This is a genomic window from Paenibacillus thiaminolyticus, assembly GCF_007066085.1.
Taxonomy (GTDB): Bacteria; Bacillota; Bacilli; order Paenibacillales; family Paenibacillaceae; genus Paenibacillus_B; species Paenibacillus_B thiaminolyticus.
The window spans coordinates 5,063,526-5,080,009 of sequence record NZ_CP041405.1 but is presented as its reverse complement, the minus strand read 5'-3'; the positions used below and the strand labels follow the sequence as shown (position 1 = coordinate 5,080,009).

General features: G+C 56.5%; 10 protein-coding genes and 1 riboswitch. Of the genes, 3 read left to right on the top strand and 7 right to left on the bottom strand.

The annotated features are described in order from the left end of the window. Nucleotides 1-133: 133 nt before the first annotated feature. The 4 genes from FLT43_RS22465 to FLT43_RS22450 all read right to left on the bottom strand — a co-directional run bounded on the left by FLT43_RS22465 (nucleotide 134) and on the right by FLT43_RS22450 (nucleotide 10,074). Nucleotides 134-1,792 (bottom strand): methyl-accepting chemotaxis protein, encoded by a 1,659-nt coding sequence (locus FLT43_RS22465; protein ID WP_087440665.1) that lies wholly within the window; start codon nucleotides 1,790-1,792, stop codon nucleotides 134-136. A gap of 127 nt (nucleotides 1,793-1,919) precedes the next feature. Beyond that, entirely contained in the window at nucleotides 1,920-2,282 is a 363-nt protein-coding gene (locus tag FLT43_RS22460; RefSeq protein WP_087440664.1) for a protein kinase, read from the bottom strand. A gap of 319 nt (nucleotides 2,283-2,601) precedes the next feature. Next, nucleotides 2,602-9,354 carry a non-ribosomal peptide synthetase gene (locus FLT43_RS22455; protein WP_087440663.1) on the bottom strand — a complete coding sequence of 2,251 codons (6,753 nt, stop codon included), beginning with the start codon at nucleotides 9,352-9,354 and terminating at the stop codon, nucleotides 2,602-2,604. 6 nt (nucleotides 9,355-9,360) lie between these two features. Then, entirely contained in the window at nucleotides 9,361-10,074 is a 714-nt protein-coding gene (locus FLT43_RS22450; protein WP_164776592.1) for a 4'-phosphopantetheinyl transferase family protein, read from the bottom strand. 87 nt (nucleotides 10,075-10,161) lie between these two features. Next, nucleotides 10,162-10,251: riboswitch (cyclic di-GMP riboswitch) on the bottom strand. Between the two features lie 116 nt (nucleotides 10,252-10,367). Here FLT43_RS22450 and FLT43_RS22445 point away from each other — a divergent pair. Then, nucleotides 10,368-10,838, top strand: coding sequence for a helix-turn-helix domain-containing protein (locus FLT43_RS22445; protein ID WP_087440661.1), 471 nt, complete (start codon nucleotides 10,368-10,370; stop codon nucleotides 10,836-10,838). Between the two features lie 1,599 nt (nucleotides 10,839-12,437). Here the strand turns inward: FLT43_RS22445 and FLT43_RS22440 are convergent. Further along, nucleotides 12,438-12,728 (bottom strand): helix-turn-helix domain-containing protein, encoded by a 291-nt coding sequence (locus tag FLT43_RS22440; protein WP_255321581.1) that lies wholly within the window; start codon nucleotides 12,726-12,728, stop codon nucleotides 12,438-12,440. Between the two features lie 213 nt (nucleotides 12,729-12,941). Between FLT43_RS22440 and FLT43_RS22435 the strand changes: the two genes are divergently transcribed. Then, nucleotides 12,942-13,382, top strand: coding sequence for an arylsulfatase regulator (locus tag FLT43_RS22435; RefSeq protein WP_087440659.1), 441 nt, complete (start codon nucleotides 12,942-12,944; stop codon nucleotides 13,380-13,382). 22 nt (nucleotides 13,383-13,404) lie between these two features. On the opposite strand, the gene FLT43_RS22430 is transcribed toward FLT43_RS22435, so the two are convergent. Together FLT43_RS22430 and FLT43_RS22425 are read right to left on the bottom strand one after the other, a co-directional pair. Further along, nucleotides 13,405-14,619 carry an acyltransferase gene (locus tag FLT43_RS22430; protein ID WP_087440658.1) on the bottom strand — a complete coding sequence of 405 codons (1,215 nt, stop codon included), beginning with the start codon at nucleotides 14,617-14,619 and terminating at the stop codon, nucleotides 13,405-13,407. Between the two features lie 198 nt (nucleotides 14,620-14,817). Beyond that, complete coding sequence (locus FLT43_RS22425; protein ID WP_087440657.1) at nucleotides 14,818-15,852, bottom strand: LacI family DNA-binding transcriptional regulator; 1,035 nt, start codon at nucleotides 15,850-15,852, stop codon at nucleotides 14,818-14,820. 203 nt (nucleotides 15,853-16,055) lie between these two features. Here FLT43_RS22425 and FLT43_RS22420 point away from each other — a divergent pair, with 203 nt between their 5' ends. Beyond that, nucleotides 16,056-16,472: an MreC domain-containing protein gene (locus FLT43_RS22420; protein ID WP_087440656.1), complete on the top strand. Its 417-nt coding sequence runs from the start codon at nucleotides 16,056-16,058 to the stop codon at nucleotides 16,470-16,472. Nucleotides 16,473-16,484: the final 12 nt, after the last annotated feature.

Here is a 16,484-nt window from a genome sequence, read left to right as displayed (position 1 = left end):
CAGCATCCCCTTCTGCTCCTTCTTGCATCTGCTTGCGGCTTGCTAAAGACTGCCTCCCCGGCCCCGAATACAACGCGGCCGTGCCCTCATGAAGAGAACACGGCCGCTGCCGATACTACGCTATCCTGTTGCATTACACGGTGAATTTCGTCAAGGCTTCCCGCAGATTGCCCGACAAGCGATTGAGCTCTTCAGACGAGAGGGCCAATTCTTCCATAATCGCATTCTGTTCCTCGGTCGCAGCCGCGATCGATTGCACATTGGCCGACGATTCCTCGGAAATTTGGATAATCCCCTGAACCCGATCCCAGATTTCTTTGGCGTTCAGATTGACCTCCTGCACGATCGCATCGACCATTTCAACATTGCTTGACACTTCCCGGATCGTCTTGACGATCGCTTCGAACACTTGCCCGGTCTGGTTCACGCTCTCCATTCCCGACTCGACCAGCTGCGTGCTCTTGCTCATCGACTCGACGGCATGGAGCGTATCGGCCTGGACGAGAGAAATGATCTCCTGGATCTCCAGCGCAGCCTGATTCGATTGATCGGCCAGCTTGCGCACTTCATTGGCGACAACTGCGAAGCCGAGACCGTGCTCGCCGGCCCGGGCCGCTTCAATCGCCGCGTTCAGGGCAAGCAGATTCGTCTGTCCCGCAATCTCCGTAATAATCTGGATAATCTCGCCGACCTTGCCGGAACGATGCTCCAGTTCATTAATCACGACGGAGCTGGAGCCGACGTTTTCAGCCAGCTCGTTCATTTGGCTCACCGTGTCCCGGACCATGACGCTGCCGCTCGATACCAGCTCGCTGGCGCTCGTGAAATCGCTCGTCATCGACTTGACGACCTGCTCGACTTCGCCGATGGCCATCGTAATATCCTCCATCGTGCCGCCGATATTGCGCAGCATGCGCGCTTCCTCGTCCACGCCCTGCGAGATGTCCTGCAAGGAGAGAGTCACTTGCTCAGAGGCTTTGCTCGTCTCCTGCGCGCTGTGGACGAAGTCTCCCGAGGTGACGGTGACCTTGTCGCTTGTCGTGACGACCTGTTCGACGAGATTCCGCAGATTTGAGGTCATGTTCTCCACCCCGCGGGCGACCATTCCCCATATATCCTGCCGGTTCACATCCATGGAGAGGCGCTGCGTCAAATCGCCGCCTCCGATCCGGTCCAGCGTCTCGGCCACTTCATGGATCGGCTTGACCATGAACCGTTTTACAAGCAGCCATACCGTTCCGCAAATCACCAGGATAGAGGCGATCGCGACCACTAGCAGCGTTAACTGATAGTATCCGATCCCTTCGCTGAAATCCAGCAGATTGGACACGACGATGACGCGATACTTCCCGGTCTGGCGGGATACGCCATACTCCAATTGATTATCCAGGAACATACCTGCCTGTGGCGATTCCAGCAGCGCCTTCAGCTGCGGATAATCGGCCAGCTGCGTCTTGTCTGCGGCACCTGCGACCGCCGCGATCTCCCCATCCTCGACAATGAGCGCGTAGCTGTGTTTATTGAGAGCGATGCTCTCAAGCAACTCTGCCGGTGTCATATTGCCGCCGCGTTCGATCAAGGTGCTGACATGGGCCGCATCCTGCTCCGTATCTTTAATCATCAGGTCCGTTATCGTTTCTTTCAAAAAATTGACATTGACCATGCTTGTGGCTACGATGATAAGCAAAGTCAACAATGTCATGGGAACGAGGATTCGCGCCAACAGCGACTTATTCCACCAGTTGCCCATGAATTTCAGCCGTTTGGTCACGGATGTGATTTGAGCGTTCATTGTCTTCTCACCTTCGGGTTGTATTCGTTGAACACCATTCATTCCATTCTTCGTTCGTTACAGGCCGTTATGTGGAAAAAGACTCCCCGCATCGCGGGCAAGTCTTTTTCGCAATCAGTCCGCACTCTTATTTGAAGCTGTCGAGATATTTGTCCGCTTCTTCGTAGCTCTGGAATACGCCGTTGTCGCCGCCGAGCTCCTTAATCAATCGGGACAGCTGCAGCTTCGTGAGCGCCGAGCTGACGATCATGGCCGATCCGACAATTTTCTTCTTGGCCATATATTCACGCAGACCCGCCAAATATTCATTCACTTCGGCCGGAGCAGGCTGAGCGTCCGCCATATCGATGCAGAACGTATATCCTTCTTTCGCTTTGTCAACATGCTGGCGGGTGGCGTTGTCATACTCCTTCGCCTCGTCCATGCCCATCATGCCTTCGAGCTTGACATAAATCCGGTTTTTCGCTGCATCGTATTTTACGTTAAACATAGTTTTTAGTCCTCCCCAAATGTAGTCATCGTTGATAGTAAGAATTCATGCCATTCCTGAATGCGCCGGCATTCCTGCTGTGAATCTCTATGTTGTTCTCTCTTATCCCCTCCCAGACGTGGTCTACCCTTGCCTCTGCGGCACGGACCGGCCGCAGCATACCGAAGTAGAAGCAGGGGCAAACCGCAGTCACCCCGTATTCGTCTGTATCCGACAGCATCAGTCCGTATCAGTCCGTATCAGTCCGTATCAATAGGTACGGTTTGTATCCGTCCGCCTTTGCCGTATTAGACCGAGCTAGGCCCAGCAGGTGAACCGCTTATTCCCGGCTTGCAGCTTGCGGCAGGAAGCCCACCGTCTCGGCGTGCGCAAGCAGGCGCCGGAATTCCGTCTCCGCCGGCTTCGTCCATGCGAAGCCCAAGCGAGCGAGCAGCGCTGCCGTCCGTTCCGCCGTATGCACGAAGACGGTTCCGCCGGATGCCTCATCCATCCAGCCGTTGTGCAGCAGCACGCTCTCGACCGCCTCCCGGTTCTCTTCCCGCTCGAAGCGGGCGTACAGTTCATCGAAGAACGGGCCGGCAGTCAGCGGCTTCACCGCAATGCCAGGGTGGGCGGCCAACAGCTCGGACAAGCTGATCAGATGCGGGTTGTACACGTGGTACGTGCCGTTGTACAGCGCCGGCTTGTCGAACAGCGTAACGATAGCCGCGCTCACCTGATTGACGAAGGACAGATCGGTATCCGGCTCCGACGCCAGCACGGCCCCCAGGCCAAGATAAGATTTGATTGTATTGTAAAAAGCGTTGTCCGCGATATTTTCCTGGAAATGGCCCGTGTCCGAATGGCATACGATATTGCCGACCCGATAGATGCTCGCCTGCAGGCCGCGGGCGCGGGCTTCCTGGATGCGAAGTTCCGCTTCGAATTTGGTCTTCACATAGACGTTATGATGCTGCTGGCCGAGATCGCCGTCATCTTCCGTGAATAGCACCTCGCCGCGGCCTTCGATGGAGCCCATGCCGACCGACATCGTCGACACATGATGGAACGCCTTCGGAGTCCGTTCCAGCGCCAACTCGACCAACCGTTCCGTTGCCGTCACGTTGCTCTGCACGAATTCGTCATAGCGGCCGTAATGCTTCACGTTCGCCGCCGCGTGAACGATACAGTCGATCCCGCCAGCGAGCCGTTCATACTCCTCGGCCCCGAGGCCGAACCGTTCCGCCGACAGCTCGCCGTTCACGAGATGGATACGCCCGGCATGCATCAGGAACCAGTCTGAGCCAAAATAATAGGCCAGCTTGTCCGCCAAGCGCCCGCGCGCCTCGTCCGGCGTCCGCCCTCGCACGATGACGCTGACTTCGCTGTCCGTGCACGAGATGATCTCGTGCAGCAGATAGGCGCCCAGATAGCCGGTCGCTCCCGTCAGCAGCACATGGCGGTACTCGGTCCGGCGCTGCGCCTCCGGATGAAGCCGGTCTTCGATGCCGCTGCGATAGCGGCGGCGAGCTTCTTCCACGGCAGGCGCTTCCCCGTCCGGGGCTGCGGCATACCGTTCGCGTATGCGCGCCAGCTTCTCCTGCAGATGGTTCGGCCGGTATTCAATATGGCGAGCGAGCTGCCGAATCGTCGGATATGCGAAGATGTCGGCGACATCGACGATGAATTCCTGCTTCAGGCGGGCGACCAGCGTGATCGCCTTCAAGGAATGGCCGCCGATGTCGAAGAAGTTGTCCTCGACGCCGACCGCCGTCAGACCGAGCACCTCCTGCCACGCATCGGCCAGCTTCTGCTCGATATCATTCTCCGGCGCCGCCATGCTGCCGGACACGCCTTCGAGCTTCTCCGGCTCCGGCAGCTTCGAACGGTCGATTTTGCCGTTCGTCGTCAGCGGCATGCGCTCGAGGAAGGCATAGTAGGCCGGCGCCATATAATCCGGCAGGCTGGTCAGCACATAGGCGCGGACATCGGCCGCTGTCAGATCGCCCTCCGCCACGATATGGGCGCAGAGCGCCTTCTGCCCCGGCGCTTCCTCGCAGACGGACACGAGCACGTCCTTCACCTGCGGATGACTGCGGATCTGGGCCTCAATCTCGCCCAGTTCCATGCGGAAGCCGCGTATTTTGACCTGGTGGTCCTTGCGCCCGAGGAATTCGATATTGCCATCCGGCAGCCAACGCACCAGATCACCGGTCTTGTAGATTCGTTCCCCCGGCCGGAACGGGCTGTCGATGAACTTCTCGGCGGTCAAGTCGCTCCGGTTCAAATAACCGCGGGCGACGCCGTCGCCGCCGGCCCACAGCTCGCCTGGAATGCCGATCGGCTGCAGCTTGCCGAACGCGTTGACGACATAAGCCGTCGAATTGGCAATCGGCTTCCCGATCGGGATCGAGCCGGGCCGCTCGCCGGCAATCTTATAGCAGGCCGTGAACGTCGTGTTCTCCGTCGGCCCGTACCCGTTGATAATCGTGATAGGATCGCTCGCTTCGCGCACCCGGTATATATGCTTCGGCGACAACACGTCGCCGCCGACGAGCAGCGTGCGCACCGGCCGGAACAGCTCCGGATTCTTCTCCGCCAGCTGGGTGAACAGCGGCGAGGTCAACCACATCATCGTTACCCCGTGGCGTTCAATCGCTTGTGCCAGGGCGCTCTCATCCAGAATCGTCATCTTGTCGACGAGCACGAGGCGCAGGCCGTTCAGCAGCGCTCCCCAGATCTCGAACGTCGAAGCATCGAACACCAGCGAGCCCGTCTGGAGAATACAGTCATCCTCCCGGAAGTTGACGAAGTTCGTATTCTGCACGAGCCGGATGACATTGCGGTGGGTCACCATGACCCCCTTCGGCTTGCCCGTCGATCCCGACGTGTACATCAGATAGGCGAGATCCTCCGCCTCATTCACGCGATCCTGATCGATCGCGATCTCTTCTTCGCCGCTTGAGCCGGCTGCGGTTGCAGCCGCTTCGAACCCGACACGGGCGATGTGCGGCGGCAGCTGCCCCGCCAGCGAGCCGCTCGCAAGCACGAGCTGCGCGCCGCTGTCCTCCAGCAAGTAATCGACGCGATCTGCCGGATAATCCGGATCGATCGGCACATATGCGCCGCCCGCCTTCATAATCGCCAGGACGCCGACGATCATTTCTGCCGTTCGCTCGGTCAAGACGCCGACCGCCTGCTCCCGGCGGACGCCGCGGCGCCGCAGCTCATGGGCCAGCCGGTTCGCTTCCGCATTCAGCTCGGCATAGGTAAGCGAGCGCTGCGGATCGGTGACCGCCGTGCGATCCGGCGTGCGCCGCGCCTGCTCCTCGAACAGGCCGTGAATCGTCGCTTCGCGCGGATAGGCTGCTTCGGTCCCGTTGAACTCGGCGACAATTTGCTCCCGTTCCCGCTCCGTAATCATGTCTAACTCGCCGATGAGCGCCTCCGGCTTCCGTATCGCTTCCTGCACGAGCTGCAGGAAGTGCCCCGCCAGCCGCTCGATCGTATCCCGGCGGAAGAGGGCCGTATTGTACTCGAAGTTCAGCAAGACGGCATCTTCCCGCTCCACGGCCTCCAGCGTCACGTCGAACTTCGCTGTGCCGTTATGATAAGGAATGGCCTCGCAGGCCGCGCCGTCGAGCTCAAGCGTCGTATCGCCCATGTTCTGCATGACGAAGACCGTGTCGAACAACGGGTTGCGGCTCATGTCCCGGGGGTAGGACAGCTGGTCGACCAGCTTGTCCAGCGGATAGGTCTGGTATTCATAGGCCGCCAGCAAGCTCTCCTTGAGCTCGGCCAGATAGCCCGCGAAGGATTTGCCCCCTTCTGGGCAGCTGCGAATCGGCAGCGTGTTGACGAACATGCCCATCATCCGCTCCAGATCGGGATGCGTGCGCGCCGCGACGGCACAGCCGACGATAATATCCTCCTTGTCCGCATATGCAGCCAACAGCAGATTGTACACGGCGAGCAGCGCCATATATAGCGTTGTCCCCCGTTCCGAAGCCAGCTTCTTCAACGCGGCGGCATCGGCGGCCGGCAGCGCCGCGCGGACGATGCCCCCCGCGAAGGTCTGCATCGGCGGCCGCGGGAAGTCGGTCGGCAGCTCCAGCACCGGCAGCTCGCCTTCCAGCATCCGGAGCCAATACGCCTCTCCCGCTTCCTGCTCCCGGATCTCCCGAGCCGCCTGCCATTCGGCGTAATCCTTGTAATGCAGCGTCTGCGCCGGAAGCGCCTGGCCCCCATACAAGGCGGCCAATTCCTGCGCCAGCAGGCTCAGCGACGTTCCGTCGAAGACGATATGATGAACGTCGAGCAGCAGCGCCGCTTCGCCTTCCGCGAGCCGGATCCAGGCCGCCCGCAGCAGCGGCGCCTCCTCCATGCGGAACGGGCGCAGGAACGATTCCGCCGCCTCCTCTGCCGTACGGCCATCGGCTTCCAGCCGCTCCATGGCGAAGCTGATTGCCGGATGGACCCGCTGGACGACTTCGCCTTCCTCCCAATGGAAGGACGTACGGAGCGCCTCATGGCGCTCCACCAGCTTCCGCAGCGCCTGCTCCAGCCGCTCCGGATCCCAGTCCCCCGGCAGGCGGTAGAGAAGCGGCACATGGTACGCCATGCCGATATCCGTCCGCTGCTGCAAGGCGTACATCCGCTGCTGGGCCGGGGTGAGGCGATAATGCGGCTTGTCCGGCGCAGGCTCGATCGCTTCGAAGCCGCCCTGCTCCAGCTGGGCGATCAGCGAGGCGAGCGAGCGGATATGCGGCATCTCGAACAGCAGCTTGAAGGAGAGCGTCACCTGGAACGTCTCATAGATTCGCGCCTGCAATTGAGCGACCTTGAGCGAGTGTCCGCCCAGATCGAAGAAATGATCGTCGATGCCGATCGGCTCGATGCCAAGCAGCTCCTCCCAGATGGCCGCCAGCTTGCGCTCCGTCTCGTTCGTCGGGGCCGCGTAATGGACCGCCGCCCGCTCTTGTTTCTCCGGACGCGGCAGCTTGGCCCGGTCAATTTTGCCGTTGATCGTCAGCGGCATCCGCTCCAGGAACATGAAATAGCCGGGAACCATATATTCCGGCAGCAGCTGCGCCAGATAGGCTCTCAGCCCCACCGCATCCAGCCCGCCTTCCGCGACGACGTAGGCGCACAACGCCTTCTGGCCCGGCGCTTCCTCGAAGTCCGTGACAAGCGTCTCTTTTACCTGGCTATGACTGTGGATGCGGGCTTCAATCTCGCCCAGCTCCATGCGGTAGCCGCGAATTTTGACCTGATGGTCCTTGCGCCCGACGAACTCCAACTGTCCGTCTTCGCATAAGCGGACCAGATCCCCGGTCTTGTAGATTCGTTCCCCCGGTACGAACGGGCTGTCGATGAACATTTTCTCCGTCAGATCGTCGCGGTTCAAATAACCGCGGGCGACGCCGTCTCCGCCGACCCACAACTCCCCGATTGCTCCAGCCGGCTGCAGCTTACCGTGCGCATTGACAACATATACCGTCGAGTTCCCGAGCGGCGTGCCGATGGGAATCGGGCCCTCCCGCTCCTCCTTCAGCTCATAGCAGGTCGAGAAGGTCGTATTCTCCGTCGGGCCGTAGATGTTCGACAGCCGAATCGGCGCGCACTCCTGCGCCGCCCGGAAGAAATGCTTCGGGGACATCAATTCGCCGCCGACGAACAACTGGCGCACCGGCTTGAACATGGCCGGGTTGCGGTCAATGAGCTGCAGGAACAGTGCCGTCGTGAGGAACATCGTCGTGATGCCAAAGCGGCGCAGCGCTTCCTCCAATTTGCGGCTATCCAATATTGTCGTCTTGTCGACCAGCACGAGGCCAACTCCATTCAGGAGCGAGCCCCAGATTTCAAAGGTGGACGCATCGAACACGAGCGATCCGGTCTGCAGGATGCGATCTCCCGCCTGAAAATCAACGAAATTCGTATTTTTGACAAGACGGACCACGTTGCGATGGGTCACCATGACGCCCTTCGGTCTGCCTGTCGATCCCGAGGTGTAGATAATATAAATTAAATCCTTCGCGCCGCCGACCGGTTCCGGATTATGATCCGGCTGTTCGGCCCAGGCCGTCCCTTCCAACGGCACCTGCTCCGCATCCGCCGGCAAACGCCCGGACAGCTCGGCGCTCGTCAGCACCAACCGCGCTCCGCTGTCTTCCAGCAAATATTGAATCCGATCCTGCGGATGATCCGGATCGATTGGGACGTACGCGCCGCCGGCCTTGATGATGGCGAGAATACCGATGACCATCTCTGCCGTCCGCTCGGCGAGTATCCCTACCGCTTGCTCGCGTTGCACCCCATGCTTGCGTAAATAATGGGCAAGCCGGTTCGCGGCAAGGTTCAATTCCTTATATGTAAATTGACGGCCCTCTTCAATGATGGCCGGTTCGTCAGGTATGCGTTCCGCCTGCTCCTCGAACAAGGACGGCACAGTCCGGTGCTTCGGATAAGGATACTGCGTCCGGTTGTGCCGCTCGATGAAGCGCTGAATCTCCTCCTTCGTCAGGAGATCCCACTCTCCGATCGGCTTGTCCGGAGCTTGCACCGCTTCGCCCAGCATCTGGTTGAACTGCTGACCCATCTGCTTGGCGCCATCCAGGCTGAAGCGCTCCGGCCGATAATAAATCGTAAATAAATAAGGGGCAAGGAAAGCCTCTTCCCTACCCAAGATCCGGCCATGCAGGTCTCCGGCTGAAATATCGGCTCTCGTCTTGCCAGGCACCTCGGCATCCTGGCACCAGCAGCAAGTCGTGATGCCGCCGCCGGCGCCCAGTTCCTGCCCGCCGGTCTTCAACTGGCCGCACAGCACCTGGGCCGCGCTCCACAGCGTCCCCTCCGGGCGAACCGGCACTTGCACTCCGTCCCGGCTCTGGCTGGCCATCACATGAAGAATCACTTCCTCTGCGTTATGGTACCGTGCGACCAGACCGCTCCATGCTACGCCCACTGCAGCCTCCAATGTGACCGAACGGGTGCGTGTGAGCAGTTCCAGTCTATCCACGATGGCAGAAGGAATCTCGAAGGTATGGGCGTCATAGCCCGTAAGCTGTTCGGTTGTAAATGGAATGGCAGACAAAATGATTCAGCTCCTTATCATTGACGAACAATAGGGTTGAAACCGATCCAATAGTTGTTCCAATGTCCAATGCTCTATGGGCGCAATCTTGGAATCGACACCGCATGCCATCACACAATACCCGGCATCCAGACTCTCGATCCGGGTAAAGACATATCCCCGCGCATGCCATACGGACGGAAGCCGCCAAGGGTAAACCCCGTCCGGCAGTATCTCCAATTCATCCAGCGGACCGTATCGTCCGGTTCCACGGGCTTTGAGATAGCTCTGCTTGGCCGTCCACAGCCAGTGAAGAAAGCGGGCGCGCGCATCCGCCGCCAGACCGATAGCGATCCGGTATTCCCGAGGCGTGCACAGGGTGCGGGCCGCCTCAGGATTCATAGGCCCGATCCGCTCGATATCAATGCCGACATCGCAGCGATCGATCGCCGTCACGATCCAGGAACCCGAATGCGCTAGATTGAAATATATTGAATTGTCTGGGGCCAAATACGGCTTGCCGTACCGGTTCCGGATGAATGCGATCTCGTCGTTCCTCCTCCCGGTCAGACGGCAAATCTGGCACCGGACGAGAACTTCGGCGATAACCATGCGATGACGGTCCGCACGCTGGCTCAGCCTCGCGTACCGCTCCTGCTGATCGGCAGACAGGAACGGAACGAGACGGTGCACGATGCGGTCATCGGAGTGTCGGTCCCAGCGGAGAGCAGCAATCTTCATAGGCTCAGCATCCTCTATGCATAGAAAAAAGGCTACATGCAGCAATAGCCTCATCACCATAAAGAACGTGAATGGTCCCCTATTCAACATGGCAACCCGGCCGCCATAGCTCCATGAAGGAGAGTTAGGCCCGAGGCTTTGCGTCCTTGCCTTTCGACAAGTTTGCCTTTTTCAAGTTTTGTTGTATGAATCCAATACGGTTGCTCTCTCCGCGGCAGCGGCTCTCTCTGTATAGCGTCATGCTTCTATACCCATACTACGAATAAAAGTATAGATATGAGCGTGAGCCGATAATGCGAAAACTGTTGATTACGAACCGTCATGGATGGAATATCTATTCCTTGAACCGTTTGGCGCCCACCATCCAAGATCCGAAGCAGCGGATCAAGGTGGAGGCCATCCGTCTTGTCATGTCCGGACATACCGCTAAGGATGTCGCGCAGCAGCTGGGCATTCACCGACAGACGGTATCGAATTATGTCAAAATCTTCAACAACGGCGGCCTCGAACAATTGCTAACCAACGTTGCTTCTCCCGGGAAGCCAAGAATACTGACCCCTGAGCAGGAAGAAGAACTGATCGGCATCATCAGCAGCCGCAAACCCTCTGCCGGGTCATCTGCGGGCTGGTTGATGCGTGACATCCAGGATCTGCTGGAAAAGCAGTTCCAGGTGCATATGACACGGACGGGCGTTCGGGATATGCTGCGCAGATTAGGTCTTAAGTACACCTCATCCGGCTATGTGCTCAATCGTACCGAATAGATCCTCCTCTGGCTCTATTCAGAATATCGGCAATTATATGTCGTTTGATTAACGCCACCCCTTAATAATACGGAGCAAAATTCGACATTGCAACTCAATATATGTCACTTTTTGAGGAAAAAGAGAAGAAAACGTAATAGGTAAATAGAATTATACACCCGTTAGCAGTAATGATAAATAAGTCTCACTCAAAAAAAATAAGTATACATAAGAGAGAGAAATTTATTCTTGGAAGGCCGCGGGGCTGCGGGATGTTTGGGCGGGAGGGCAAAGGAGAGAAAAACACTTGGTCATGTCCCGGCCAATGGAGATTTTCCAGCAATAATATAAGTCTCGTTCCATTTACTTAAAAATTTAGGATAATTGTCGGATCCTCTTCCGGCTGCTATGTTCTCTTGACTACCTGTTCTCCATATCCGATGCAAATGCATGCACCATCTGTCGAACTCGGTCTGCAATTTTTTGATGTGAAGCGCAACGTCGTCTCTGCAATCCAAATACAGCGTCCCGGGCGTTCGCTCGTGTCCGAAGCGTACTTCGACAATCATACTCTACCTCCTTATCAAATATTGGTGTTCCATAAATAGAAATATATATCTGGATATATTTTACACATCAACTCTACTGGCTGCAAGTTATTAATAAAGCTGCATAGATTTCAGGCTATTGAGAAAGTCCGAGGGATTTTGTGGCACTTCATTTTTTGTGTGGTGGCTCTCGTCTCTCCGTAGAAAAAATCGATTTAAAACGTTATGGGTGCCAAGTTTTGAGTAGGAAAATGGACAATCTCCACCCCTTCGTAAAAAACAGGGGTTTTCCAACGGCCTGAACACTGCACCAATTCCCTAGACACGTCTGTCCATGAGGCGAAATCCGCAAAACTGCATGATTTCTCCAGACACGCCTATTCGCTAAGCAAAATCTGCAAAACTGCATGATTTCAACACCTATTCGGTAAGCGAAATCCTGTGCAAATACAGCAATTCGATATGGACGACTTTCCCAGAAAGGGAATCCTGCAAAACTGCAGGAATTTCACCCGTTTCGCTTCGACTTGAAGCAAAAGGGCCTAAAATGATGTAGATTTGCAGCAATTCCTCGGGATGTGGACTCATTGAGCCGAAATTCCTGTAAAATAGCAGCAATTCCCTCCACACGTTCATTTTTTATAAAGTAGAGCTCGTCTCTCAGTAGATGCTTCGTGGGCAGGCGCAGCTCCCGGCAACCAAGAAAGTGCACGCAAAAAAACAAAAAAAGCGTAAAAGGCAACCCGCACGTCAAAGTCGCATTATGTGAAGCGGCTAGGGCAATCGCTCGTTCACGAACTACTGCGCTGGCAACGTTTGGAAAATTACTTCGGGACGAGGGGCGGTCCGCATACAGTTATACAAACAGGCTGACTTAACAGTATAGACGGTTCAATAAGCTTATAAATATATCCCCTTTTAACTAAGCGGGCCGGGCATCCTATTATCATTTTTCGTAAAATCTGCAACTTTTCAAAGACGAGATTCGATCAAGCGTGCGTATTTATTTTCACAGAAAAAAGGAAAGCTTCGCCAATGGCGCGCTTCCCCGCTCTCAATACTCATCACTGCTCTAGTTATTGTTCATTCTCCGATCGAACGTCTCCAGCATGTCCTTCGCAATCCGGTGGACCAGCTTCACATCCTCTGTCTCCCGCCCCTTCAACAGCTTCACGTGCAGTTCAAGGGTGCCGGCGATGCCCAGACGTTCCGCATCTACGCTTGCCGTGTCAAACGAGAAAAACTGTTCAATGCTGACATCCAGCGCACGAATAATCCGTTCCAGCGAATCAAGCGAAATATTCAAGCTGCCGCGTTCAGCGCCGCCGATATACGAAGCCTTCATTCCGCACTGTTCTCCCAGCTCTGCCTACGTATAGCCTCTCTGCTTCCGAAGTTCGCGAATCCGCGCACCCAAAAATATTTTCAAGTCCGACATGCCCGTCACCTCACAGTTAAGCTTATAAAAAACTTCAGGGAAGCAAAATACCCATATTCATGCTTTTATTGTTTTTAAAACTTATAAATGTTATTATGTTCTATATGAAGTTATTTATGTTTCCTGCGAGGTGATGACGTGAATGTCAAAATCCACAACGTTCAAGACGTCGTACTATGCAACGAACGGAACGAGCATCTCTGGTACCAATTCAAAGGGCTGTACATGCTCAACAAGGAACATATCGTCATGCTGCAGCGCGAAGAGAGTCTGTACGGATTCGTCATTGTGGACAGCGCCCCTTACAGTTATCTGCAGCCGCTGAGCTACGAACGTTCACGGATGCTACAACATGAATACCCCGCCGTCTTTGCCGCCCTCCAGCCATCCGTGATGAATCCAACCGTACTGCTTCGCCTGATCGCCTTCACGTATAATGAAGTCAAGTCCAAATGCAACTACAGCATCTGTATCTCTTTCGCTTCCGACGATCATCCGCTGGACGCATATGCCTTCTTCCTGCAGACAGGTGCGGATTATGTGCATTTCCTGACAGAGCAACAAGACCGCGATTCGTAAATGCGGTCTTGCTCTGCTTCTGCTATCGATAGGGCAGCGCAGCCGGACTGCCCAGTTGCTTGGCTGAAGCTGCCTGACGGCGGCCCATCGGTCCTGTCAGCCAGACGCCGAACGGCAACCGATCCAGCAGCATCATAATCCCGATCGACAAGGCGGCGACGGCGGCCCACGTCATCAGCGTCAATGCAGCATGCATGCCTGCAAGCGGGGTCTCGCGGGTAAAGCGGGCAATCTGTCCCAGGACAAGTGCGTGAACCAGATAACCGCCGAAGGAATAGGTGCCTATCTTGTGCAAAATGCGGTAAACTCTTCCCTTCCGCCGGCAGACATAGAGCGCAAGAGCATACATCAGCGGCAGTTGGGCGAGAATAAGCAGGAACACCGACGGCTTGAGATAGGTGGAAATATTCAAATTAATGGGCGCTACACCGGCCTCTAGCAGCCGATAGCCTGCATAGGTGTAGAAGATAATGAACAGCAGCAGGCTCCAGGGCACGCTTCGGCGCATCAGATCGCGCCAGCGCTGCACATGCCATGCGCAGACAATGCCTAGCGCGATATAGAAGAAATAGAACGGCAGCAGCATCGTCCGGTGCCCGAGCAGCGGACGCAGCCAGGCTGGCGCATCCCAGGCTGGAGCCATGCTGTAGGACCAGTACATCAGGCCCGCATAGGCTGCGGCCAATGCTGCCAACAGCAGGACAACGCGCCGTTCGATCTGCCCCTGCACGGCGGCACGGGACCGAATCCGCCGTCCGATAGCTCGGGCCCCGCGATCGAGCCATGGGAAGATAAGATATAACTGGAAGATCATCAGCACGAACCAGAGCTGATAGCCGTAGGTCGGGGTAATGAATTGGCTCGCCAGCAGCCACCATCCTTCCGGCGCCAGCAGTTGCCCTCGCAGCGAATATATCCCGTATATGACGGTCCAGATGGCGAACGGTGCCAATATGGCGGCCGCCCGGCGTTTCAAAAAGTTCCCGTAAGGTACGGTGTAATCGTAATTGTAGAATAGAATAACCGCTGACAAGAAAACAAACGTCAACGTCCCATACCGGGTAAAATGATAGATCATCCCGAGAAAAATCGCTTGTTCCGGCGGAATGTCCGGCCGGTAAATATACTCTCCGATACTGTGCTGGAGCACAATGGCGAAGAACGCGAACGCGCGTAAGATGGTGATTTCGTCAATTCGTTCCTTCCTCGGTGCGGCGTGAGAACGATCAATTGCCATGGCCAGTTCCTCTCCCCTCCGTCAACAAGGTGATGTGAACCCCCATTGTATCTCATTAACCTGAAAATAAACTAAAAAAACACGGAATGTGTACATAATAACAAAAAACTTTGTGCAGAGTTCTCCTCCTCAGTTCCCCCTGATCGCAAGCAGGCCGCTCCGGGAACGGAGCAGCCTGTTCAATTGGAAGGGGCACGGCTACACGAAATCCGGAACGCGGACGGCCCGGCACGACTCCCGCACCATGAGCTTCGCGCGGAAGACCGGCAGCGGATATGCTTCTTCCGGGTTTTCCAACTGATGAATGAGCCGGTTCGTCACATACGCGGCCATCTCTGTCCGCGGGATGGACATCGTTGTCAACGGCGGACAAGTATACCGCGAGATAATCAGATCGTCGAAGCCAACGACGGACAGACGTTCAGGGACCGCTACCTGTTGCCGACGCAGCACCTTCAGCAGCCCGTACGCCATCAGATCATTGGAGCAGAACACCGCAGCGGGGAGATCGTCTGCCTCCAGCCATTGCATAGCGGCGGCCGCCCCGGCCTGTTCGGTGAAATCCCCGCACCATATGCGTGAATCCGGCACCTCCACACCTTGGCCGAGCGCCGCATCGAGAAATCCGGCCAGGCGTTCGGAAGAGCAGGGCTGCCCCGTAGGACCTGTAATGATGGCCACGTCGCGATGGCCCAGCTCAAGCAAATAGCGGGTCGCCTCATAAGCGCTCTTCCGGTTATCCAAATAAGGAGCCGGCAGCACGGTAGCGGACTGGGAGACGTTGTTCTGATTGAGAACCCCGATCACGAACCCGGCCCGGCTGACTTGATCGACGATGCCCTGCACATCAGACCAGCTAATAAGAAGTCCCGCGTCGATGCTCTTCTGTTCATATAAGCGAAGCAGCGGGGTTGCATCTGACACGTCCAGTATGGTGACCAGCGTCCGGTAGCCCCGTTCCCCGCACTGGCTGATAATGGCGCCCACGATCGCGCCATAGAACAAGTCATCCTCATAGATCCTGTTATGGTCCTGGACAATGAACAGCCCGATGGTACCTGAGTTCCGGGGGGAGTGCTTCCGGGCGTCCCCGGTCGGTTGTTCCTGATATTCTCCCCCTGCTCTGCGTACGTTGCCTGGCGCTTCCGGATGCATGTTGGCGGCACCGCTGATCAACGGAGGCGTGGTGCTGGGCGCTCCTCCCGCCGACGGGGGCTTAGCGAATCTATCCATCGTATATATCCCGTTCCTCTTGTCATCATTTGTATCTCCTCAGTGTAGCGGAGTCCGTTACCAAGAGTCAACGTTCCTGCCGCGGCAACCTGCAATAAATTCTTGCTTTTATCATTCAGATTGGCCAAAATAGGAAACGATTCGACATTATTTTCGTATTTCTTGGTATGAAGCCATTGTTCGCATACAAGGGGGCACCGGGAATGAACAAGCCATACATAGCGCAGCCGCTCCGCCGCAGTGCACTTATCGTATCGATGTTCTGCTTCTTGCTTCTGTCCGGCCAGCCTGCGGCGCATGCCGGATGGTGGGGCACCATCAAGGATATTTCCGAACTGCCCGCCGAAGTCAATGAATTGAAGGAAAATTACCGCCAGACCGTCGACCAATTAGAGCAAGCCCATCAAAATATGGAGATATACCGGCAGGAAAACCAAAAATTACTCGAGCAGAATCAGGAGCTCACCCGCATGGTTGCCGAGTTGAAGCAGCTCGAAGAGGAACGCCAGGCGAACTACCGCAAGATGAAGGCGCTGGTGCTCACCCTTGCCGGTCTTCTGATTGGGTATTTCGTGCTGCTGCGCGGCCTGCGTGTCTGGATGCGGGTCCGCGCAAGATAGGAGGAGTTCCGG

Coding starts and splice junctions, on each gene's coding strand:
- FLT43_RS22445 (WP_087440661.1), top strand. CDS start 10,368: ATGCGAAAACTGTTGATTACGAACCGTCATGGATGGAATATCTATTCC.
- FLT43_RS22425 (WP_087440657.1), bottom strand. CDS start 15,852: ATGGATAGATTCGCTAAGCCCCCGTCGGCGGGAGGAGCGCCCAGCACC.
- FLT43_RS22450 (WP_164776592.1), bottom strand. CDS start 10,074: ATGAAGATTGCTGCTCTCCGCTGGGACCGACACTCCGATGACCGCATC.
- FLT43_RS22465 (WP_087440665.1), bottom strand. CDS start 1,792: ATGAACGCTCAAATCACATCCGTGACCAAACGGCTGAAATTCATGGGC.
- FLT43_RS22420 (WP_087440656.1), top strand. CDS start 16,056: ATGAACAAGCCATACATAGCGCAGCCGCTCCGCCGCAGTGCACTTATC.
- FLT43_RS22430 (WP_087440658.1), bottom strand. CDS start 14,619: ATGGCAATTGATCGTTCTCACGCCGCACCGAGGAAGGAACGAATTGAC.
- FLT43_RS22460 (WP_087440664.1), bottom strand. CDS start 2,282: ATGTTTAACGTAAAATACGATGCAGCGAAAAACCGGATTTATGTCAAG.